A 16,679-nucleotide genomic window follows, 5' to 3' on the forward strand; every position below is an offset into this window, starting at 1 on the left:
TTGCCCGAGCTCTGCCTGAACGACAGTCGTCGTCGCATCGCGTCTGTAAAGTAAGCGCAGTTGGTCTAAAATGGCGCCAAAATTTCCAGATTTCTCAGGGACATAAAATGCCAAAGTTTTTGCATACGGCAGACTGGCAGATGGGCCGGGCGTTTACCCGTTTCGAAACGGAGGACGGTGCAGCCCTGGTCGAGGCCCGGTTCGAGGCCATTGAAACGCTTGCACGGTTGGCCAATGAGCATCACTGCGATGCGGTTCTGGTCGCTGGTGACGTTTTTGATGCGCAAACGGTGTCCGATCGCACTATCAGGAGGGTATTCAACGCCACGAAAGCGTTTGCCGGCCCCTGGGTCATGCTGCCGGGTAACCACGATGCCGCACTCGCCGAGAGCGTGTGGACGAGAGCCCAGCGCCTGGGTGCGGTACCGGAGAATGTACATCTCGCGCTTCAGCCTGGCGTGATCAATCTGGAACCCGAGCGCCTCAGCGTCCTCTGCGCGCCGCTGACCCAGCGCCACACGTATGGTGATCTGACCGAGCCCTTTAGCGGTTACGAGACGCCGGAAGGTTCCATCAGAATCGGCCTGGCCCACGGCAGTGTCCAGGGCCTGTTGCCGGACGAGATTGATTCCACCAACCCCATCGCGCCGAACCGTGCTGAAGCCAGCAGGCTCGACTACCTTGCCCTGGGCGACTGGCACGGGACCAAACAGATTGATGAGCGGACCTGGTACAGCGGGACGCCCGAGCCGGAACGGTTTCGCAACAACGAAGCAGGCAATGCCCTGATCGTTGAGGTGTCCGAGCCTGGCGCAACTCCCTCAGTAACGCGACTACCAACCGGGCGGTATCAATGGCACCAATGGCGGGAAACCCTGGCTGTCCATTCCGATCTTGAACAACTGCTGGACCGTTTGAACGCCTTGCCCGAATCCGCCGTAGTCGACCTTCGACTTGAAGGCTCAGTGACCCTGGCCGGCGAGGAAACCCTGTTGAAGGCGCTCTCGGTTTCGGAAGCACGATTCCGCAGCCTTCGCTGCGAGCGAAGTGGGCTTCAGCTTGCCCCGACCGACGAAGACATCGCGGCTCTGAAAGCGGATGGCTACGTGGGCGAAGTGGTTGAGAGCCTGCGCGATCGCCAGGAAAACGCGCAGGATGACACCGCCCGGGATGCGCTGGCAATCCTGGCGGGGTTGCTGCGGGAGCGTGAACAGGAGGCGGGACAATGAAGCTGCAGCGAATGCGCATTGAACAGCTGCGCCAGTTCCGAAAACCCTTTGTTCTGGAACACCTGCAGCCCGGCCTCAACCTGATTCACGGCCCCAATGAATCCGGCAAAAGCACGCTGGTGCGTGCCATCCGTGCCGCGTTTTTCGAACGCTATCGGTCAACGGCTGTTGACGACCTGCGCCCGTGGGGCGACTCCGCAGCGGCGCCCACTATTGAGCTGGACTTTGAGCACGACAACCGCGTTTGGCGGCTCACCAAAAGCTTTCTGCAGCGTAAACGGTGTGACCTGGTTGTCGGTACCGAGACCTACAGCGAAGACGATGCGGAAGAAAAACTGGCGGACCTGCTGGGCTACCAGTATCCGAAACGCGGCGCCAGCAAAGCCGAGCACTGGGGCATACCGGGACTATTGTGGGTCGAGCAGGGCACCGGGCAGGACATTGAGCAGGCCATAGAACACGCCGGAGATCATCTCAAGTCCGCCCTGAATTCCATGGTCGGCGAGGTGGCCAGCTCCGGGGGCGATGACCTGATCGAGACGGTTCGCGGCCAGCGGGACGTCCTGCTGACCGGAACCGGTAAGCCCCGGGGCGATTATCTGAAACTGGAAAAAGACCGCGCCCAGCACCAACTTGAAATCGAAGAGCTGAAGGAGCGAGTTCATAAATACCAGGAACAGGTCGACCGGCTTGGCAAACTGACCCAGGACTATGAGCAGGCGGAAGCCGAGCGGCCCTGGGAAGACGCTCAACGCCATCTGGAGGAAGCCCGGGCGCGCTATCAAAAGGTTGAACGACTGGAGCAGGAGCAAAACCAGGAGAAGGCCACGTTTGCCCAGCAGCAGCAAAACCATCGATTGTTGCAGCAGAACAAAGAGCATCTGGAAGGGCTCAGTCGCCAGTTGGAGAGCCGAAAGGCAGAGCTGGATCGCGCCGAGCACGACCTCTCCGTGGCTCAAGCACAGACGCCGGCCGTCACAGGCCGTTTAACCGAAGCCAGAACTGCCTACGAGCAAGCGGAAAAGCAACGGAAACTGGCGGGTTTGCTGCAAACCCGGGAGCGGCTGGAGCAGGACCTGAAACGGCTGGAACAGCAACAAGAAGTGGTCAGTCAGAACCTCGCCAAAGCCAGGGAATACCAACGACAGTTAGAGCAAGCCAGGCAGCAGGCCAGAGAAAACCGGATCGATCCAGAGTTGGTCAAAAAACTGCGAGCGACCGAGAGCCAGCTTAACGAAGAAACCATTCGTTCACAGACCATCGCCACCCGGTTGAGCTGGCAGCTGGACGCTGACGCAGCACTGACGCTGAACAACGAACCGCTTGTCGGGCAAGGCGAACAGCAGCTTCTGGAAGAATCGACACTGGTTATTCCTGGCGTCGGTAGCCTGGGCATAACACCCGGCGGGGAGGAACTGGCCAGCACGCGCCGGAAGCTCAAAGCGCTGGAGGAGAACCTGGCGGAACAGCTGAAGACCCTTGGCGTGGAATCGGTGAAACAGGCAGAGGATCGTCTTTCCGCGTTCGAAAGTGCCGAAAGAGCCGTAAAGCACGCGGAAGATTTGTTCAAAACCGTGGCCCCGGCAGGCATGGAGCAACTCGTCTTTGAGCAAAGCGAGGCCGAAAGCGAACTGGAAAAAGCCAGGAAACAACTGGAATCCACGCCGAAACCGGATTCGAACGAAGCAGTTGCCACCCTGGAGGAAGCCGAGGCCGCGTTTACCCAGGCCAGCGCCACCCTGGACAAAGCGGAATCCGATGAGCGAGCGCACCAGTCCAGGCTGTCGGCCCTGAAGCAGGCCCGGGACAATGCGAAAACGGAATGGCAGCGGCTGGCGGATGAAGAAAAGAGCCCGGAACGCCAGCAGCAACTTCGCCAGATAACTACCGATCTGGCCAACCTCGAAAAGCAGCAGGCGGAACTGGAAGCCAGCCTTGAGCGTCGCGAACAGGAAATTCGCGATGCCCGCCCGGAATTTCTCCGGCAGGACATCGAGCGCTACCAGAATGCGGTCAACCAGCTGCGCCAGACCCAAGAAAACCGTGGGCGAGAACTGCGCGATATCAAAGTCAGGCTGGAAGCCTGGGGCGCGGAAGGGCTGGAAGAGCAGCTCAACGAGAAAGAGGCGGAGCTCGACCAGTGCAATCGCCGCTACGAGGAACTGCACCGCCGCGCCCAGGCGCTGGACCTCCTGCTCAACCTGCTCACTGAAAAACGCCAGGCCCTGACACGCCGTCTGCAGGCGCCCCTGCAAAAACACCTCAATCACTATCTCTCTGTGCTTTTCCCAGAAGCCTCGCTGGAAGTGGATGAACAGCTACGGCCGGGCACCTTCAGCCGGGGCACCGAGCTTGGACTGATTACCGAACTGAGCTTTGGCGCCCGTGAACAGATGGGCCTCATCAGCCGTCTGGCCTATGCCGATCTGCTGAGGGAGGCAGGAAGGCCCACGCTGGTCATCCTTGACGACACCCTGGTGCACAGTGACAGCGACCGCCTGGAGGACATGAAACGCATTCTGTTCGATGCGGCCAGTCGGCATCAGATATTGCTGTTTACCTGCCATCCGGAGAAGTGGCAGGACTTGGGGGTGCCGCCGGTGGATATCGAGGCTTCGAAGGGAGAGCGCAATGGAACCTGACTGCCCGTTTTGCACCGTTAATGAAACATCAGAAAAAAGCCCAATGCCGTCGAACGCGTTGGCTCATATCCGGCTGGACGGTTTCCCGGTTTCTGAAGGCCACCTGTTAATCGTTCCCGATCGCCATGCTGCCGACTGGTTTGATCTGACTGCGGCTGAGCAAAAAGCCATCATGGAGCTGGTAGAGCAAGGCAAGCAGTGGCTTGAAGAGCGTTATCAGCCAGATGGCTACAATATCGGTATGAATTGTGGAGCAGCGGCCGGGCAGACGGTTCTGCACATGCATTGTCACCTGATTCCAAGGTATGCGGGCGACCAACAAGATCCTCGTGGTGGCGTCCGATGGGTCATCCCGGAGAAAGCGGATTACTGGAGTGGCCGATGAGTTTGCTTGATTACGAGAAACGATTCTCTACGCTCCGTTTGAATCGGGGTGGTGGTAGAAAAAGCCCTCATAAAGTGGCCATGCTGCAGGCGGTCATGGATCTCATAGAGTCGGGGCAACTCACTAAAAACCGGTTTTATTTTGATGAAAACCTAAAACGCCATTTCACCGAGCGTTTTCAGACACTCAAATCCCACTCCGATCAAAATAATCCGCATTTACCCTTCTTCCACCTTCAAAGTGAAGGCTTTTGGCACCACAAAGTCCGACCGGGCCAGCAAGAGATTTATAAACAACTAACAACTGCGACATCGCCGGGCATCATTAACGCCCACATTGATTACGCGTTTCTGGACGATGAGCTTTTCGAACTGCTGGGTAACCAGTTTGCGCGCGAACTCCTGAGGTCTGCGCTCTTGGTCAGTCTTGACGAGAAGTCGATTCATGAGATTCTTCAACCTGGTGACGGCAAGTGGGATTGGTTGGAGTGCGAGTTTCTAGTGAATGATTACGTGACTATGCTCGAGAAGCAGCTCGCCGGTGTGTCCTACAGCAAAGCAGCCCACCGCAGGGCATTGCAGCCGCGTTTGAATAAACGCTCTGAAGGTTCCATCGAATACAAACACCAGAACGTCAGTGCTGTGTTATTGGAGCTGGGGCTTCCATACATCCCCGGCTACAAACCCGCTTTCAACTATCAGCAACAGCTTAAACAGGTTGTTCTGTCATATCTTGCTGGGCACCAGCAGGTCGTTGATGACGTAAATCTCGTTGCTGATAAGGTCGCCGATGAGCCGGAATATTATGATCTTGGTTGGGATTCGGTGTTCGATCCGGAACCGCCAGAGCGTATTCCTCATGTGGCCGAGGGCAGACCCAGCTACTTGGCGAAACGTATCAATTTCTCAGAGCGTGAGCGGAGCAATCGTCAGTTGGGGGAGCGCGCCGAGGAATTCGTCCTTCGCATGGAACGGCAGAGGCTTACTGCTCAAGGCCGGTCTGATTTGGCAGCAGAGGTTGAGTGGTCGAGTAAGGACCGTGGCGATGGACTGGGTTTCGATATTCGATCTTTTGACTCGACTGGGGATCAAGAGCGTTTCCTGGAGGTTAAGGCGACGAACTCAGGGAAGTATTTGCCGTTTTTCATTAGCGAGAATGAGAGGGCGTTTTCCAATGACTACTCAGACGCTTTCCGCTTGTATCGGGTTTACGAATTTACCACTGCTCCGAAATTCTTCATCTTGCCGGGGGCGATTGAGCAACATGTGCATTTGTTGCCGCAAAATTACAGAGCTCGGTTTTAACCCGAAATGTTGCCAGTTGCCTTGTTCGAAGGTAGAAAATTCTAGCAGCCATGCGCTGATCCCAATAGACACTTCGCAGTGATAGTACCTATCAGTCCATTAATAGTCGGTTACCTCTTTGCTTAAAGAAGGGTTAGAACCGTATATCTCCGAGACATCACGATCATCACGGGAAGTTCATTCATGCAAACTACACGCATCGCCATTGTTGGCGCCGGCCTGGCAGGTTTATACGCTGCATATTCACTCGAGAAAAGGGGCATCAAAGACTATGTCCTCCTTGAGGCCAGGGAGATTCTTGGTGGACGGATTGCAGGTAATGATGGCTTCGATCTGGGACCCGCCTGGTTCTGGCCTGCATTCCAGGCCGATATGGCGCAACTGGTAGATGAGCTTGAACTAGAAACCTTCCAGCAATTTGAAACCGGCGACATGCTTCTGGAGCGTTCACCGAATCAGCCGCCTGAGAGAACACGTGGGTACGTCAATTCTCCACCATCCATGCGAATCGCCGGCGGCATGTATTCGCTCATTGATGCGTTATACCGGCGGATTGATTCAGCCCGAGTAGTGACGGGCCAGGCGGTTCGTCACCTTCGCCTTTCAGAACCACGTGTTGAGCTAGTGAGCGAAAATGCGAATGGAGAGACCTTTAGCCACTTTGCAGAACATGTGCTGTTGGCCATGCCGCCCCGATTAGTTGAGTCTCAGCTTACGTTCTCGCCCGCCTTGCCGAACGAGCTAGCAAGAAATTGGCGGGAGACCGATACCTGGATGGCCCCCCATGCAAAATATATTGCCGTGTTCGATCGGCCTTTCTGGCGAGATCAAGGGTTATCGGGCGAGGCTCGGAGTGCTGTTGGGCCAATGGTTGAGATCCACGATGCCTCTACTCTAGAGGGGAAGGCGGCCTTATTTGGTTTCCTGGGTGTGCCTGCTGACGTGCGCCGTCGTGTTTCTGAGGAAGAGATTATTACCGCTTGCCGCAAACAGTTCGTGCGACTGTTTGGTTCGCAAGCGGAGAATCCGGAGGCAGAATTTATAAAGGACTGGGCCAAAGAGATTTACACCGCCACCGACACGGATCAAAGATCCTCTGGCGATCACCCTATGCCTGCCTTGTCGCCGAACTCAGGTGCATGGGCTAACCGAGTAACCGGAATTGGCAGTGAGTGGTCACGTGAGTTTACGGGGTATCTGGCCGGCGCTATTGATGCGGTAAATCGCGGTTTAGAATCTTTTTAACAGTGCCAGCGCCCGTTGGCCAGATGAAAACAAAAAACTCAAACCATCAGGATGATGCCATGCACCAATCGCCCCTCGCCGAACCTCTGAAACTCCCCTGCGGAGCAGTCCTGCCGAACCGACTTGCCAAGGCTGCCATGACCGAAGGGCTGGCAGACGATCAGCTCCACGCCACCCACCACCATGAAACCCTTTATCGACGTTGGTCCGATGGCGGGGCGGGGCTGCTGATTACCGGCAACGTGATGATTGATCACCGGGTGCTGGAGCGGCCGGGTAACGTGGCGATTGATCCGGCACCGGCTGAAGGCGAGCCGGAGGGTATGTCGCAATTGCGTGCCTGGGCCGAAGCAGGCACGCGCAACGGCAACCATTTGTGGATGCAGATTTCCCATGCCGGTCGCCAGTCGCCGCGTTACGTTACCACGCGCCCAATGGGACCGTCGGAAGTCCAGCTATCGCTGATGGGCAACTATGCCCGCCCACGGGCGCTTACGGAGCCGGAGATTCTCGATTTTATCGAGCGTTTTGCCAACGTGGCCCGGATCGCCAAGGAGGCGGGCTTCACCGGTGTTCAGGTGCACGGGGCTCATGGGTATTTGTTGTCCTCTTTTCTGTCGCCGGTCACCAATCAGCGCACCGATCGCTGGGGTGGATCACTGGAGAATCGCGCCCGTTTTCTGCTTGAGGTGGTCCGCGCGACTCGCGAAGCTGTGGGGCCGGAGTTTCCGGTGGCGGTAAAGCTGAATTCTGATGATTTCCGCAAGGGCGGTTTTTCGCTCGATGAGTCTGTGAACGTGGTGCGCTGGCTCAATGAGGAGGGTATTGATCTGCTGGAGGTGTCTGGCGGCACCTACGAACAGCCGCGGCTGCTCGGGTACAGTGGTGATGCCGACACGGCGAGCGATGGGCCGGCCGTGCGGGAAAGCACTCGCAAACGGGAGGCATACTTCCTTGATTACGCCCAGACGATTCGCGAGTTTTGCGATTGCCCGCTGATGGTCACGGGTGGATTCCGGACGCGCGCGTTTATGGAAGAGGCCGTGGCTAATGGCGAAACCGAGGTGATTGGCCTTGGCCGGCCGCTCTGCACGGATCCGGATACACCGAAGGATCTGCTTGAGGGGCGCATCGAGAAGACGGTTTGCCATGAGGATCACGTCAAGCTTGCTCAACGAGGGTTTTTCTCGCCGGCCAGTCCGCTGATGCCGCTTAAAGTCATTAACGTGTTGGGCGGCCAGGCCTGGTACTACCAGCAGATTTTCCGGCTGGCGGATGGCGTGGAGGCTGATCCGGAACTGGGCATTTTCAAGGCCATTGGGGCTTACTTGAAGGATGAAATGGGCCAGGCCCGGCGGGTGAAGAAGGCCCGCCGCCAGCACGGCGGGACCTGAGCACTTTTACAACGAGACAACGGCGCCGTTCGATTCCGCTGATTCGAACAGCGCCGACATCACCCGATGGCAGGCCAAACTGCGCCTGGGCCATTGATCGTCCAACTCGCCAGTCAGAATGATGTTTGAGAATCGCTCAACCAGCTTCACGACGTGGTCACAGGGTTCTACCTCTTGCTCTGTGTCTTTTCCATCGGCATCCCCGACGATGTAGCGTGAGCTGCCGGTGAAACGTTCACCGTAGGCCGCAAAATTCCCGCTTCTACCTTGACCACCCACCAGGTCGTCGATGCGTATCAGGCCGGCGTCGCCAACCGTTTCTACCTGCGAACGGTGCGCGAGTTCGCAGCCTGCATCAAAGGTTGCCATTCGGCCATCAGAGAACCAGAGGGTGCCGCCACAGGCGACGATGGTGTCGATGGAGTTCTTGGAGACGAAGGTCATCTGGACGCGTTCGGGCAATTCGTAACCGAAGCTCCATAGGGTGGCACTGATCGGATACCAGCCCTGGTCACCAAAGCAGCCCATGGGTTCGCGAGACTTGTCGGTTCGGCCATTGCCGCCTTCGTACCATTCCTTGGAAGGCGCCTTGAAGGTGAAGGCACTGGTTACTCGCCGTACATTGCCGATGTCGCCGTTGGCAATTCGCTTCTCAATGTCTTGCGTCCGCGTGCTGTGCAGCCACATGGTTCCGTCCATGAACTGCACGCCGTTTTCTTTGCAGACGTCGATGGCCTCTTCAATGCCGTCGGCAAGGGGTTTCTCGGCGTACACATGCTTGCCGGCGCGGGCGGCCTTCTTGATCCATTCGTTGCGAAGGGCGGTGGGGACCGGGATGTAAACGGCGTCGATGCTGTCATCCGCCAAAAGTTCATCGTAGGAGCCGAACGCCTGCGGTACATCGTGCTCGTCTGCCCAGGCTTTTGCCCGATCCAGGGTGCGGCTGGCGACCGCAACAACGTCGGCATTTTCCGCGTCGTGCATGCCGGCCACGACCTTGGTGGCAATTTCGGCGGTGCCTATGATGCCCCACCGGACTTTGCGATTTTCCATGTTGGGTCTCCTTGAACAGGGTTGGCTTTGGGTGTGTGGTAACACTAGCCGAACAGAATGCGCTGGATCGACCGGGGAAAAAACCGGGTGATGAATTCGGCAGCGTAGGTCTGGGGTGTAACCAGATATCGAGGCTTGGGCCGTTTCGCTTCTGCAGCTCTGTAGATCTTTTGGGCAACATCCGACGCACTGGCGGTAAACGGCTTGATGCTGGCGCCTGGCGCGAGCGCGGCTTCCATGGCTTCGTACTTTTCCCGGTGCACTGCGCTGGCTCGCCCAAGCACGGGCTGTAACGCGGCCAGGGCATGTTCCCTGAACCGGGTTTTCACGGGCCCCGGGAGCACCAGGGAAACGCTTTCCAGGCTTTTGCTGCCCTGTTCATCAAACCAGAAGCTCTCATGAGCCGTGTTCATTGCGGATTTGGCGGCACAGTAGGCGCCTTTCATTTTCTGGGGCACGATGGAGAGAACGGAGCTTACGGCGATGACTCGGAAGGGTACTCCGCGTTGTTCACAGAGTCGAAGGCAGACAGCAGCCAGCTTGATGGGGCCGAATACGTGGGTGCTGAACTGCTTTTGCCACATGGATTCGGAGAGGTCGCGAAGCGCGCCGAATTGCCCGTAACCTGAGTTGTTAACCAGAATAACCCGCTCCGCCATTGCGATTTCAGCCTCCAGCGCATCGGCCAGGCCCTCAATCTGGTCAAAGGATTCCAGATCCAGCGCCAGCTCCAGATCTGCGGACTCGACGCCGCTGGGCTGCCGGGAAACGGCAATCACCCGGTAGCCGTTGCGGGCAAAGAGGGCGCAGGCTTCATGGCCAATGCCGGCGCTTGCACCCGTTATGAGGGCGAGTTTGGTCATCGGAACAACCTCCAATCCCGCATTTGCAGCTGAAATTCACCCACCTGTCGCCCGGAAACGAAAAGGCTCACTGAAGCCAGATGCGAAAGATTCAGGGCTGCCTCATCGGTCAATGTTTTGCCGCGCCAGGTCGGTATGAACCCACTGAAGGGAAGACGGATGCGACTCCACTCTTCCGTTCCCGGTGTGAATGCATGCTGGTAAACAATGCTCCGCCGGTTGGTGCTATTTCGAAGGCCGATCTTGTAGGTTTTACCGTCGCCCTTTGCCAGCAATTCAATGCCTGTCCATTGGGTGGCATCGATGGGTTCAGGCATGTCTGCTTTGACAGAGGCAAAGCCGCCGCCGTTATCCAATCGCACGGTTCCGTGAAAGAGGCCGACGCCTTCCGCAGAGTGAACCAGCGCTCCGTCTGATTGCCCGCCCATTACCTGGTCACCCAGGGAGTTCCATTCCAATCGCTCTTCCTGAGTATCGAACGCAACCAGGGTAGGGGTGCCGCGGCTGTTTCTGTGCGTGTCTTTCATTGGCTTTCCTTTACCCGCTTTTCAGAGATTCCGGGTACCAGTCTGGATGAAAAGTCCCCGATACAGTGGGTGCCTGATAGCGTTACACTAATCCTCAAATCTACGTTCATATACTGTGTTCAGAGTGACTGTGGTGAGCTGTTGAACGACTATCTCGACAAAATCCTCCGTGGCCAGCCCATTAACTATGAAGCTTTCCTGAAGAAACTTCCGGATTCGTTTCGGCGCCGGCATAGGGAATTGTTTGCGGCGGAAAAGGTAAAAACCAACCGTTGGCTTGTCACGATTCTGGATGAGAGCGCTTTCGCTGAGCTGCAAGATGTGGCGAAGGCGACGGTAAGTCGGGTGGACGCCGCGAAAAAGGGTAACTCTCATCGGCATGGCACCGAGGTCAGTTTTCTTCTCGTTTACCATCAGGGGTTGGCGTCCAGCCGACCGGACGTAGTCGTTATCGGGGCGGAATCCGTGGATATGGGTTTTCGCCGGGCCCGGTCGGTGTTGGTGGTGGAGAACGAGCGGAATTTCTACGAGCATTCGCAGATGCTCGGCTTTGCCAGTGAAACACTGGGCAAGTCCTTGGAACTCGTGGAGTGTGATGTGGTGTTGGGTGGTGGAAACCGGGTTACCCGGGGCGCGATTCTTGAGTGGTTGCAGGGCTATGAAGAAGTATTCTGCGCATTCGATTATGATGCCGGTGGTCTGCAAATGTTCTCGACGATAGTGGCCTCGCTTGGTGAAAAAGCCACGTTTCTTCAGCCGGCCGACTGGCAACCGTGTCTGGACCGGTTCCGCAATATCCCGGACACCACCGAACGGTTTACAAGAGCGATATCGTTGGCGGAGGGGCTTGGCTTTGTGGCCCTGGCAGAAGCCTTCCGGGCAACCGGCAAATTCATGGAACAGGAGATGATTCTGGATGAGTGACTCCCAGGGGAGCCCAAGCAATTTCACCTTTGGCATTCGCCGCCTGGTATTGGTGGATTCCGCCGGCTTCTGTTACGTGGAAATTCCGGTGGATAACCATGGCCTCATTCTCGGCCCGGGGAACCTTGGCAAATCCAGCCTGCTCAATTCCCTGCGGCTGTTTCTGCTGCCGGAAAACAATTTCAAGAACAGCCGCAAGAAATTCGCCTTCCGCAATGCCAGCGCCGGCAGCTTCTACACCAATGAGGAGAGCTACCAGCATTACTTCCCCAGCCAGTTCAGCTTTCTGATTATGGAAGCGGAAAATCCGGCCGGGGTGCATTGCCAGATCCTGTACCGCGACAGCGCCAGCCAGCTCAGTTATGGCCGAGCTTTTGTGCCGGTGGGCTACGATCAGCTGCGGCCGCTGTTCTGGGATGGCAATGATGAGGACGGCATTGGCCAGGCCGTGCCGGAACTGTCGTTCAGTCGCCTGTCCGAAGCACTGAAAAAGCTCTCCAAAGAAACCCGGCTGGTGAATGACCCAGCCAAACTCAAACAGATGCTGTACAGCAGCGAGCTGATGAACGCCGATGCGGTGCGTTATTCCGTGCTGCCTCTGGGTGAGTCTGATGAACGCCGGGTGCAGTCGCTGCGCACGCTGATCCTGTTGCTGTTTGAGATGAAGGCGGACGATCAGGCCATGTCCAATGCGGTGGCCAGTATCATCGAGGCAGACAAGAAATTCGCCGACGATGCCTTTGATTTCAATATCGATGAGTTTCTCAACCGGCACGACCAGTTGAAGCAGCAGCAAACCCAGCTTACGAGAATCGAGAAAGAGCGTTCACGGTTTGAAAAGCTCCAGAAGGATTACCAGACCTACCAGACGCTGCTTCGCAGTCAGCATGATTTTGCCGCGTTTCGCAATGGTGTGAGCCATGCGCTGCAGGACATAGGGGCACGGCGAAAGGCCGCGGTGGAAGCGTTCAATGAACAGAATGAGACGCTGCGCCATGTGCTGCAGGCTCTGAAAAAGCTGGAGCAGGATGCCAGCGGCCTGAAAGGCGAGATCCGTTCCGCCGATCGGCGTATCAAGCAGGCCGAGCAGAATCAGAAAGATGGCGACCTGTTGTTGTCCCAGTATGGGGAGATGACCCTTCAGGAAATCGAGGATATCCAGAAGGAAGAGCTTGATAGTAGGAAAGGGCACCTGGCCGCTCTGAAGAGTGCCGCCCAGGCCGAGATCCGGCTGGAACAGATCCAGAAAAAGAAGCAGGAGCTTGAGCGCAAGCTGGAATCCCTGACGGACAAGGAAAGCAAGCAACATTGGCAGTTGCAGAACCAGTTGGACGAAGCCACTGCTGCGCCCCTTCGGGCTGTGGATTCGAAGCTAATGATGGCCAGTCCGGGCCGGGATCTGGATGCCGACAGCAAGGCCGCCATTGAGGCTTTCGCCCGGCTGTTCGTGCCCAATGATAAAGGCTTTGACTGGTTCGATACGGAATTCCAGGCACAGCCGGCCCGACAGACGGACTTCGCCGAGCAGCGCCGGCATATGGAAGGCGAGCTTCATGGCCTGGAAAAGGAGCGGACCGAGCTGGCAGACACCGCCAACCAGGAGCATGACCGGCCACGGCTGATCGAGCGGACTGAGAAAGAGATCCGCGCCATCGAAAAGGATCTCGAAACGCTCCAACGCTATCCGGCCGCCGCGACCACCCTGCGGGATGCCACCGAGGAAAAGCAGGCGGCGGAGGAACAGCTGGCCAGGCTGGACGAGCAGGCTCGGCTGGAGCAGGAGAAGCAGGATGCCGTTCAGCAGAAGGCCGCCAAAGCCCGGGCCGAGAAAGAGCGTATTGAAGAAAGGGAACGGGAACTGGCGGGCCTCAGCCGAAGTGTGGGCACCGTGGAGCATCGATTCCCGCATCTGAAAGCCGTGGAAGCGGAACAGCCGTTGGACATCGAACAGGTGTCCGTCGCGGCGTTTGACGATCTGCAAACCCAGCTGGACGACCTGGAGGAGCGCCGACGTAGCATCCTCGATCACCTTCGTCAGTTCGTGTATCTCGGCATCCATGAAGATACCGAAGGCGAATTGCAGAAAGACGGCCCGGCGTCCTCGGTTATCCGCGAAACCTTCAAAAGCCTGTCGGACCTGTTCGCCGGCATGGCCGAGCGCTGGAATGTGTTGGAGCAGCAGGTGGGTATCCACAATGAAACCGTTGCCAGCTATCGGCAGGCCCTGAAATCCAACCACGAGCACATCGCTCGCTTCGAAGCGCAGCTGAACCGCGAACTGGACGGCGTGCGCATCAACGATCTGGTGGAAATCCGGGTGGATATTCACACCGATCCAAAGTTCCGCAACCTGGTGGAAGAAGCCAACAACATCGACCCGTACGGCAACCAGCTGCAGTCCGATGCGTTCTACGATCGCTTGCGGGTGTTCGTGGCGGACTTTTTCGGGGAGGGCGGCAGCAAGCGCCTGACCATGGATAAGGTGATCACCGGCATTTCCTACCGCACTCGGAAGGAAAACGCCACGAGCCTGGATAAGAAGGGCCAGTCCACCTCCACCACGGCCCTGATCAATCTGGAACTGGTGTATCGGCTGTTGAAACGCGTGTTGTACCCGGGTGTGCAGCTGTCTTTCCCCATGGTTCTGGACGAGCTGGCCAGTGTGGACATCAGCCAGATGCCGTCACTGCTTGAGCGTCTCCGCAAGCAAGGCTTCAACCTGTTCTCGGCGGCCACCCACAGTGCCAGCGCGGAAGTGATCTACCTGATTGGCCGGCACCTGGAAGTGGGGCAGATGCGCACCGCACGGCCCTACAGCCCGCAGCGAACTCTGGTGTTCTGGGGTGGTGCCGAAGGCTTCACTAACGGCGAGGCCATGAGCCACTGGGCCGACCAGACCCAGGTCAGCTTGATGGAGCCGGTGGATGAGTAAACGCTTCAGCACCCTCGATACCACCCGGCTGTTGTTCGAGCACCCGAAGATCCTGTTCCGGATGATCGAGCGGATGGACAGGAACGAAGCCCGGTATATCCGCGAGAGCGATCTGGTGGCCGAGGTGATGGACTACACGCGCAACCTTGGCAACGCCGACCGGGAGCGGGTGCGGCTGGCGTTGAACACCGACAATCTGTTCCGCAGCGGCCTGGTGATCGACATCATCAAGGCCGAGGGTGAGCGGCGTCTGGTGTTCCAGGATGCCCTGATCAACCTCATGCGGGCCTGCAACGCGTCGCTGTACCAGGAACTGACCGATGCCCGCCTACGCGGCCATCTGGTGACGCTGAGAGATGTGCGCAATCGGCTGGAAACCAGCAGCTTCAGCGATGCCGACCTGGATTACACCGAGCTGCGGGACGACTTGAACGAGCGAGTCAGCCAACTGATTGGCCTGCTGCGCCAGAATGTATTGCGCATGCAGACCATCAGCGCTCAGCTGGCGGACCTGTCCGGTGATGCCAGCCGGGCGCCGGAGAAATACCTGGAATTCCGCCAGAACCTGTTCGAGCAGATCGTTACCCTGTACGAGCGCCACATAAAGCCGACCCTGGTGTTTCTGAACCCGGATACGCGCCTCCCGGATGGCAGTAACCTGTTCGAGACCCTGGAGGCCATGGTCCGGCTACTGGAAAGTCATGATGATCACAGCCTGGCGGACCAGTTGTTCCGTTCTTCCATCAGCCTGAACGCGCTTTACAAACCTATTCAGGCGGTGGCGCAGGAGGTGGAGCACTTCCTGCGCAAGACGCGCCAGGGCATGGTCCAATACAACGCCATGGAGCATTTCTACGGGAAACTGCAGGAACTCAAGAGCGAAACCGAGACCCTCAGCCTCAAACGCAAATGGCTGGAGGGTGGGGATTTCGCCCGCAGCACAGGCTTCCTGGTCGGCCTGAGGGCCCAGCAGCGCCCGAAACACTACGCCTTCGGGACTTCGTCCAGCTACTACCAGTTGCTGTTTAGCGAGCTGGAACTGCGCCTGAACGACCTCCGCCGCAAGGCCGAGGTGCCGGTTCTGGAGCGCGTTGACGGCAGCGGTCGCCACACCCGGATTGATGTCCAGCGCATCAGCCAGCTCTATCAATGGCTGGAAACTCTGGAGCTGCGGCCAACAACCGACCTGGTGCGGGAACTCCACGGCCGCCTGGACGGTTTTATCCCAGGCTACCGCTTCCCGGACTTGCTGGCGGCCCTGAACCGGCTGGTAAACTCGCCGCCGGAGGGCCTGCAGGTGGTCACGACCAACCGGTTCCGAATCCTGGATCAGTCAACCGACAGCGAACAGTTTGTGTACCGCAAGCGACGTCTGGAAAATCTGGGAATCATTGAAAGCAACGCCCCAGCTAATCAACAAGAGCAACAGCATGCCTGAATTCTCTGACGCGATGGAAACCACCGAATCCGTGGACAATTCACAAAGTTCCGGTAGCTTCGAGCAGATCCTGCCGGCCCATAGTGCCGCGATTTACCGGGAGTTCCAGGCTGGCCGGGTGATTGTGCGCGATATCTGGGACAGCAACCGCTCCGAGCTCCGAGCCAATCCGCTGTACAACCTGCTTTACAACCATCTGTCCCACTTCCGGACCTTCTACGAGCATCTGGGCAGCGAGCTGGTGTTCAGCGAAACCGGCGCGTTTTTCTTTCTCAAGGAAAGTAACGATGACGAGAATGAAGAGCACGATGAAAACGCATTCCGTGTGCAGGTAATACTCCTCATCATCGGACGTTACTTCGCAAGAAGCGGTCGGGACCTGGATTATCTTGGCCGCTCCGATGCCGGATTGAACGAACAAGACCTCGCGGCTCTGGAGGGCGATGAGGAGTATCAGGACCTTCTCCGGGCTGCGCGCTTTGAAAAAGGTTTCCCTGAGGCCCTGGATTATCTGGATAAACGTAATCTGCTGTTTCGTTCTGGAGCTGGCCGCTGCTTCCTGAGTTCCGCCGGTCTCTATTTTCTGCAGGAGCTGGTGCGGGAGTTTGAACAAGCTTAGGGATGGATCTACGGTATCAAAGCTTGGCATCTGGATTGTTTTAGGTCTCTAAGTCTTTATTCGTCCTTGAAAATTCCTGTTTAGGCGCAGTCTGGGGCTCAACCAGTTATCAGGCCCGGCCAAC

Annotated in this window: 13 protein-coding genes; 10 read left to right on the top strand and 3 right to left on the bottom strand. The window is 57.5% G+C overall.

Annotated features, from left to right (window positions below; translation table 11 throughout):
* The first annotated feature begins 107 nt into the window (after positions 1-107).
* The 6 genes from KZO34_RS00115 (at position 108) to KZO34_RS00140 (ending at position 8,199) form a co-directional block, all read left to right on the top strand.
* On the top strand, positions 108-1,229 hold the full coding sequence (locus KZO34_RS00115; RefSeq protein ID WP_219471951.1) for a metallophosphoesterase family protein: 1,122 nt from the start codon (positions 108-110) through the stop codon (positions 1,227-1,229).
* Positions 1,226-3,871: an AAA family ATPase gene (locus KZO34_RS00120; RefSeq protein WP_219471953.1), complete on the top strand. Its 2,646-nt coding sequence runs from the start codon at positions 1,226-1,228 to the stop codon at positions 3,869-3,871. The genes KZO34_RS00115 and KZO34_RS00120 overlap by 4 nt, the downstream gene beginning before the upstream one ends.
* Before the next feature lie 43 nt (positions 3,872-3,914).
* On the top strand, positions 3,915-4,256 hold the full coding sequence (locus KZO34_RS00125) for an HIT family protein (RefSeq protein WP_257900111.1): 342 nt from the start codon (positions 3,915-3,917) through the stop codon (positions 4,254-4,256).
* Positions 4,253-5,560 carry a protein NO VEIN domain-containing protein gene (locus KZO34_RS00130; RefSeq protein ID WP_257900112.1) on the top strand — a complete coding sequence of 436 codons (1,308 nt, stop codon included), beginning with the start codon at positions 4,253-4,255 and terminating at the stop codon, positions 5,558-5,560. Before KZO34_RS00125 ends, KZO34_RS00130 begins: the two co-directional genes overlap by 4 nt.
* A 183-nt stretch (positions 5,561-5,743) precedes the next feature.
* Positions 5,744-6,805, top strand: coding sequence for a flavin monoamine oxidase family protein (locus KZO34_RS00135; RefSeq protein ID WP_219471960.1), 1,062 nt, complete (start codon positions 5,744-5,746; stop codon positions 6,803-6,805).
* Between the two features lie 59 nt (positions 6,806-6,864).
* Positions 6,865-8,199, top strand: coding sequence for an NADH:flavin oxidoreductase/NADH oxidase family protein (locus KZO34_RS00140; RefSeq protein WP_219471962.1), 1,335 nt, complete (start codon positions 6,865-6,867; stop codon positions 8,197-8,199).
* A 6-nt stretch (positions 8,200-8,205) separates the two neighbouring features.
* Here the strand turns inward: KZO34_RS00140 and KZO34_RS00145 are convergent, their stop codons facing one another.
* The 3 genes from KZO34_RS00145 to KZO34_RS00155 are packed head-to-tail and all read right to left on the bottom strand — an operon-like array spanning position 8,206 to position 10,642.
* Positions 8,206-9,252 carry a Gfo/Idh/MocA family protein gene (locus tag KZO34_RS00145; RefSeq protein ID WP_219471964.1) on the bottom strand — a complete coding sequence of 349 codons (1,047 nt, stop codon included), beginning with the start codon at positions 9,250-9,252 and terminating at the stop codon, positions 8,206-8,208.
* A gap of 44 nt (positions 9,253-9,296) precedes the next feature.
* Positions 9,297-10,115 carry an SDR family NAD(P)-dependent oxidoreductase gene (locus tag KZO34_RS00150; protein ID WP_219471966.1) on the bottom strand — a complete coding sequence of 273 codons (819 nt, stop codon included), beginning with the start codon at positions 10,113-10,115 and terminating at the stop codon, positions 9,297-9,299.
* On the bottom strand, positions 10,112-10,642 hold the full coding sequence (locus KZO34_RS00155) for a CIA30 family protein (protein ID WP_219471969.1): 531 nt from the start codon (positions 10,640-10,642) through the stop codon (positions 10,112-10,114). The genes KZO34_RS00150 and KZO34_RS00155 overlap by 4 nt, the downstream gene beginning before the upstream one ends.
* A gap of 141 nt (positions 10,643-10,783) precedes the next feature.
* Here KZO34_RS00155 and KZO34_RS00160 point away from each other — a divergent pair, with 141 nt between their 5' ends.
* Genes KZO34_RS00160 through KZO34_RS00175 form a run of 4 tightly spaced genes read left to right on the top strand, consistent with a single transcriptional unit; the run spans position 10,784 to position 16,555 of the window.
* On the top strand, positions 10,784-11,566 hold the full coding sequence (locus tag KZO34_RS00160; protein ID WP_219471971.1) for a hypothetical protein: 783 nt from the start codon (positions 10,784-10,786) through the stop codon (positions 11,564-11,566).
* Positions 11,559-14,498 carry a coiled-coil domain-containing protein gene (locus KZO34_RS00165; protein ID WP_219471973.1) on the top strand — a complete coding sequence of 980 codons (2,940 nt, stop codon included), beginning with the start codon at positions 11,559-11,561 and terminating at the stop codon, positions 14,496-14,498. Before KZO34_RS00160 ends, KZO34_RS00165 begins: the two co-directional genes overlap by 8 nt.
* Entirely contained in the window at positions 14,491-15,936 is a 1,446-nt protein-coding gene (locus KZO34_RS00170) for a hypothetical protein (protein ID WP_219471975.1), read from the top strand. The genes KZO34_RS00165 and KZO34_RS00170 overlap by 8 nt, the downstream gene beginning before the upstream one ends.
* Positions 15,929-16,555, top strand: a complete 627-nt coding sequence (locus tag KZO34_RS00175; protein WP_257900113.1) for a condensin complex protein MksE — start codon at positions 15,929-15,931, stop codon at positions 16,553-16,555. The genes KZO34_RS00170 and KZO34_RS00175 overlap by 8 nt, the downstream gene beginning before the upstream one ends.
* The last annotated feature ends 124 nt before the right edge of the window (positions 16,556-16,679 follow it).

It is taken from the genome of Marinobacter sp. F4206, assembly GCF_019392195.1.
GTDB lineage: Bacteria > Pseudomonadota > Gammaproteobacteria > Pseudomonadales > Oleiphilaceae > Marinobacter.

What these genes read in the sequence shown, in the direction of transcription:
- KZO34_RS00165 (WP_219471973.1), top strand. Translation starts at nt 11,559, where the DNA reads ATGAGTGACTCCCAGGGGAGCCCAAGCAATTTCACCTTTGGCATTCGC.
- KZO34_RS00135 (WP_219471960.1), top strand. Translation starts at nt 5,744, where the DNA reads ATGCAAACTACACGCATCGCCATTGTTGGCGCCGGCCTGGCAGGTTTA.
- KZO34_RS00145 (WP_219471964.1), bottom strand. Translation starts at nt 9,252, where the DNA reads ATGGAAAATCGCAAAGTCCGGTGGGGCATCATAGGCACCGCCGAAATT.
- KZO34_RS00150 (WP_219471966.1), bottom strand. Translation starts at nt 10,115, where the DNA reads ATGACCAAACTCGCCCTCATAACGGGTGCAAGCGCCGGCATTGGCCAT.
- KZO34_RS00125 (WP_257900111.1), top strand. Translation starts at nt 3,915, where the DNA reads ATGCCGTCGAACGCGTTGGCTCATATCCGGCTGGACGGTTTCCCGGTT.
- KZO34_RS00120 (WP_219471953.1), top strand. Translation starts at nt 1,226, where the DNA reads ATGAAGCTGCAGCGAATGCGCATTGAACAGCTGCGCCAGTTCCGAAAA.
- KZO34_RS00140 (WP_219471962.1), top strand. Translation starts at nt 6,865, where the DNA reads ATGCACCAATCGCCCCTCGCCGAACCTCTGAAACTCCCCTGCGGAGCA.
- KZO34_RS00155 (WP_219471969.1), bottom strand. Translation starts at nt 10,642, where the DNA reads ATGAAAGACACGCACAGAAACAGCCGCGGCACCCCTACCCTGGTTGCG.
- KZO34_RS00170 (WP_219471975.1), top strand. Translation starts at nt 14,491, where the DNA reads ATGAGTAAACGCTTCAGCACCCTCGATACCACCCGGCTGTTGTTCGAG.
- KZO34_RS00130 (WP_257900112.1), top strand. Translation starts at nt 4,253, where the DNA reads ATGAGTTTGCTTGATTACGAGAAACGATTCTCTACGCTCCGTTTGAAT.
- KZO34_RS00175 (WP_257900113.1), top strand. Translation starts at nt 15,929, where the DNA reads ATGCCTGAATTCTCTGACGCGATGGAAACCACCGAATCCGTGGACAAT.
- KZO34_RS00115 (WP_219471951.1), top strand. Translation starts at nt 108, where the DNA reads ATGCCAAAGTTTTTGCATACGGCAGACTGGCAGATGGGCCGGGCGTTT.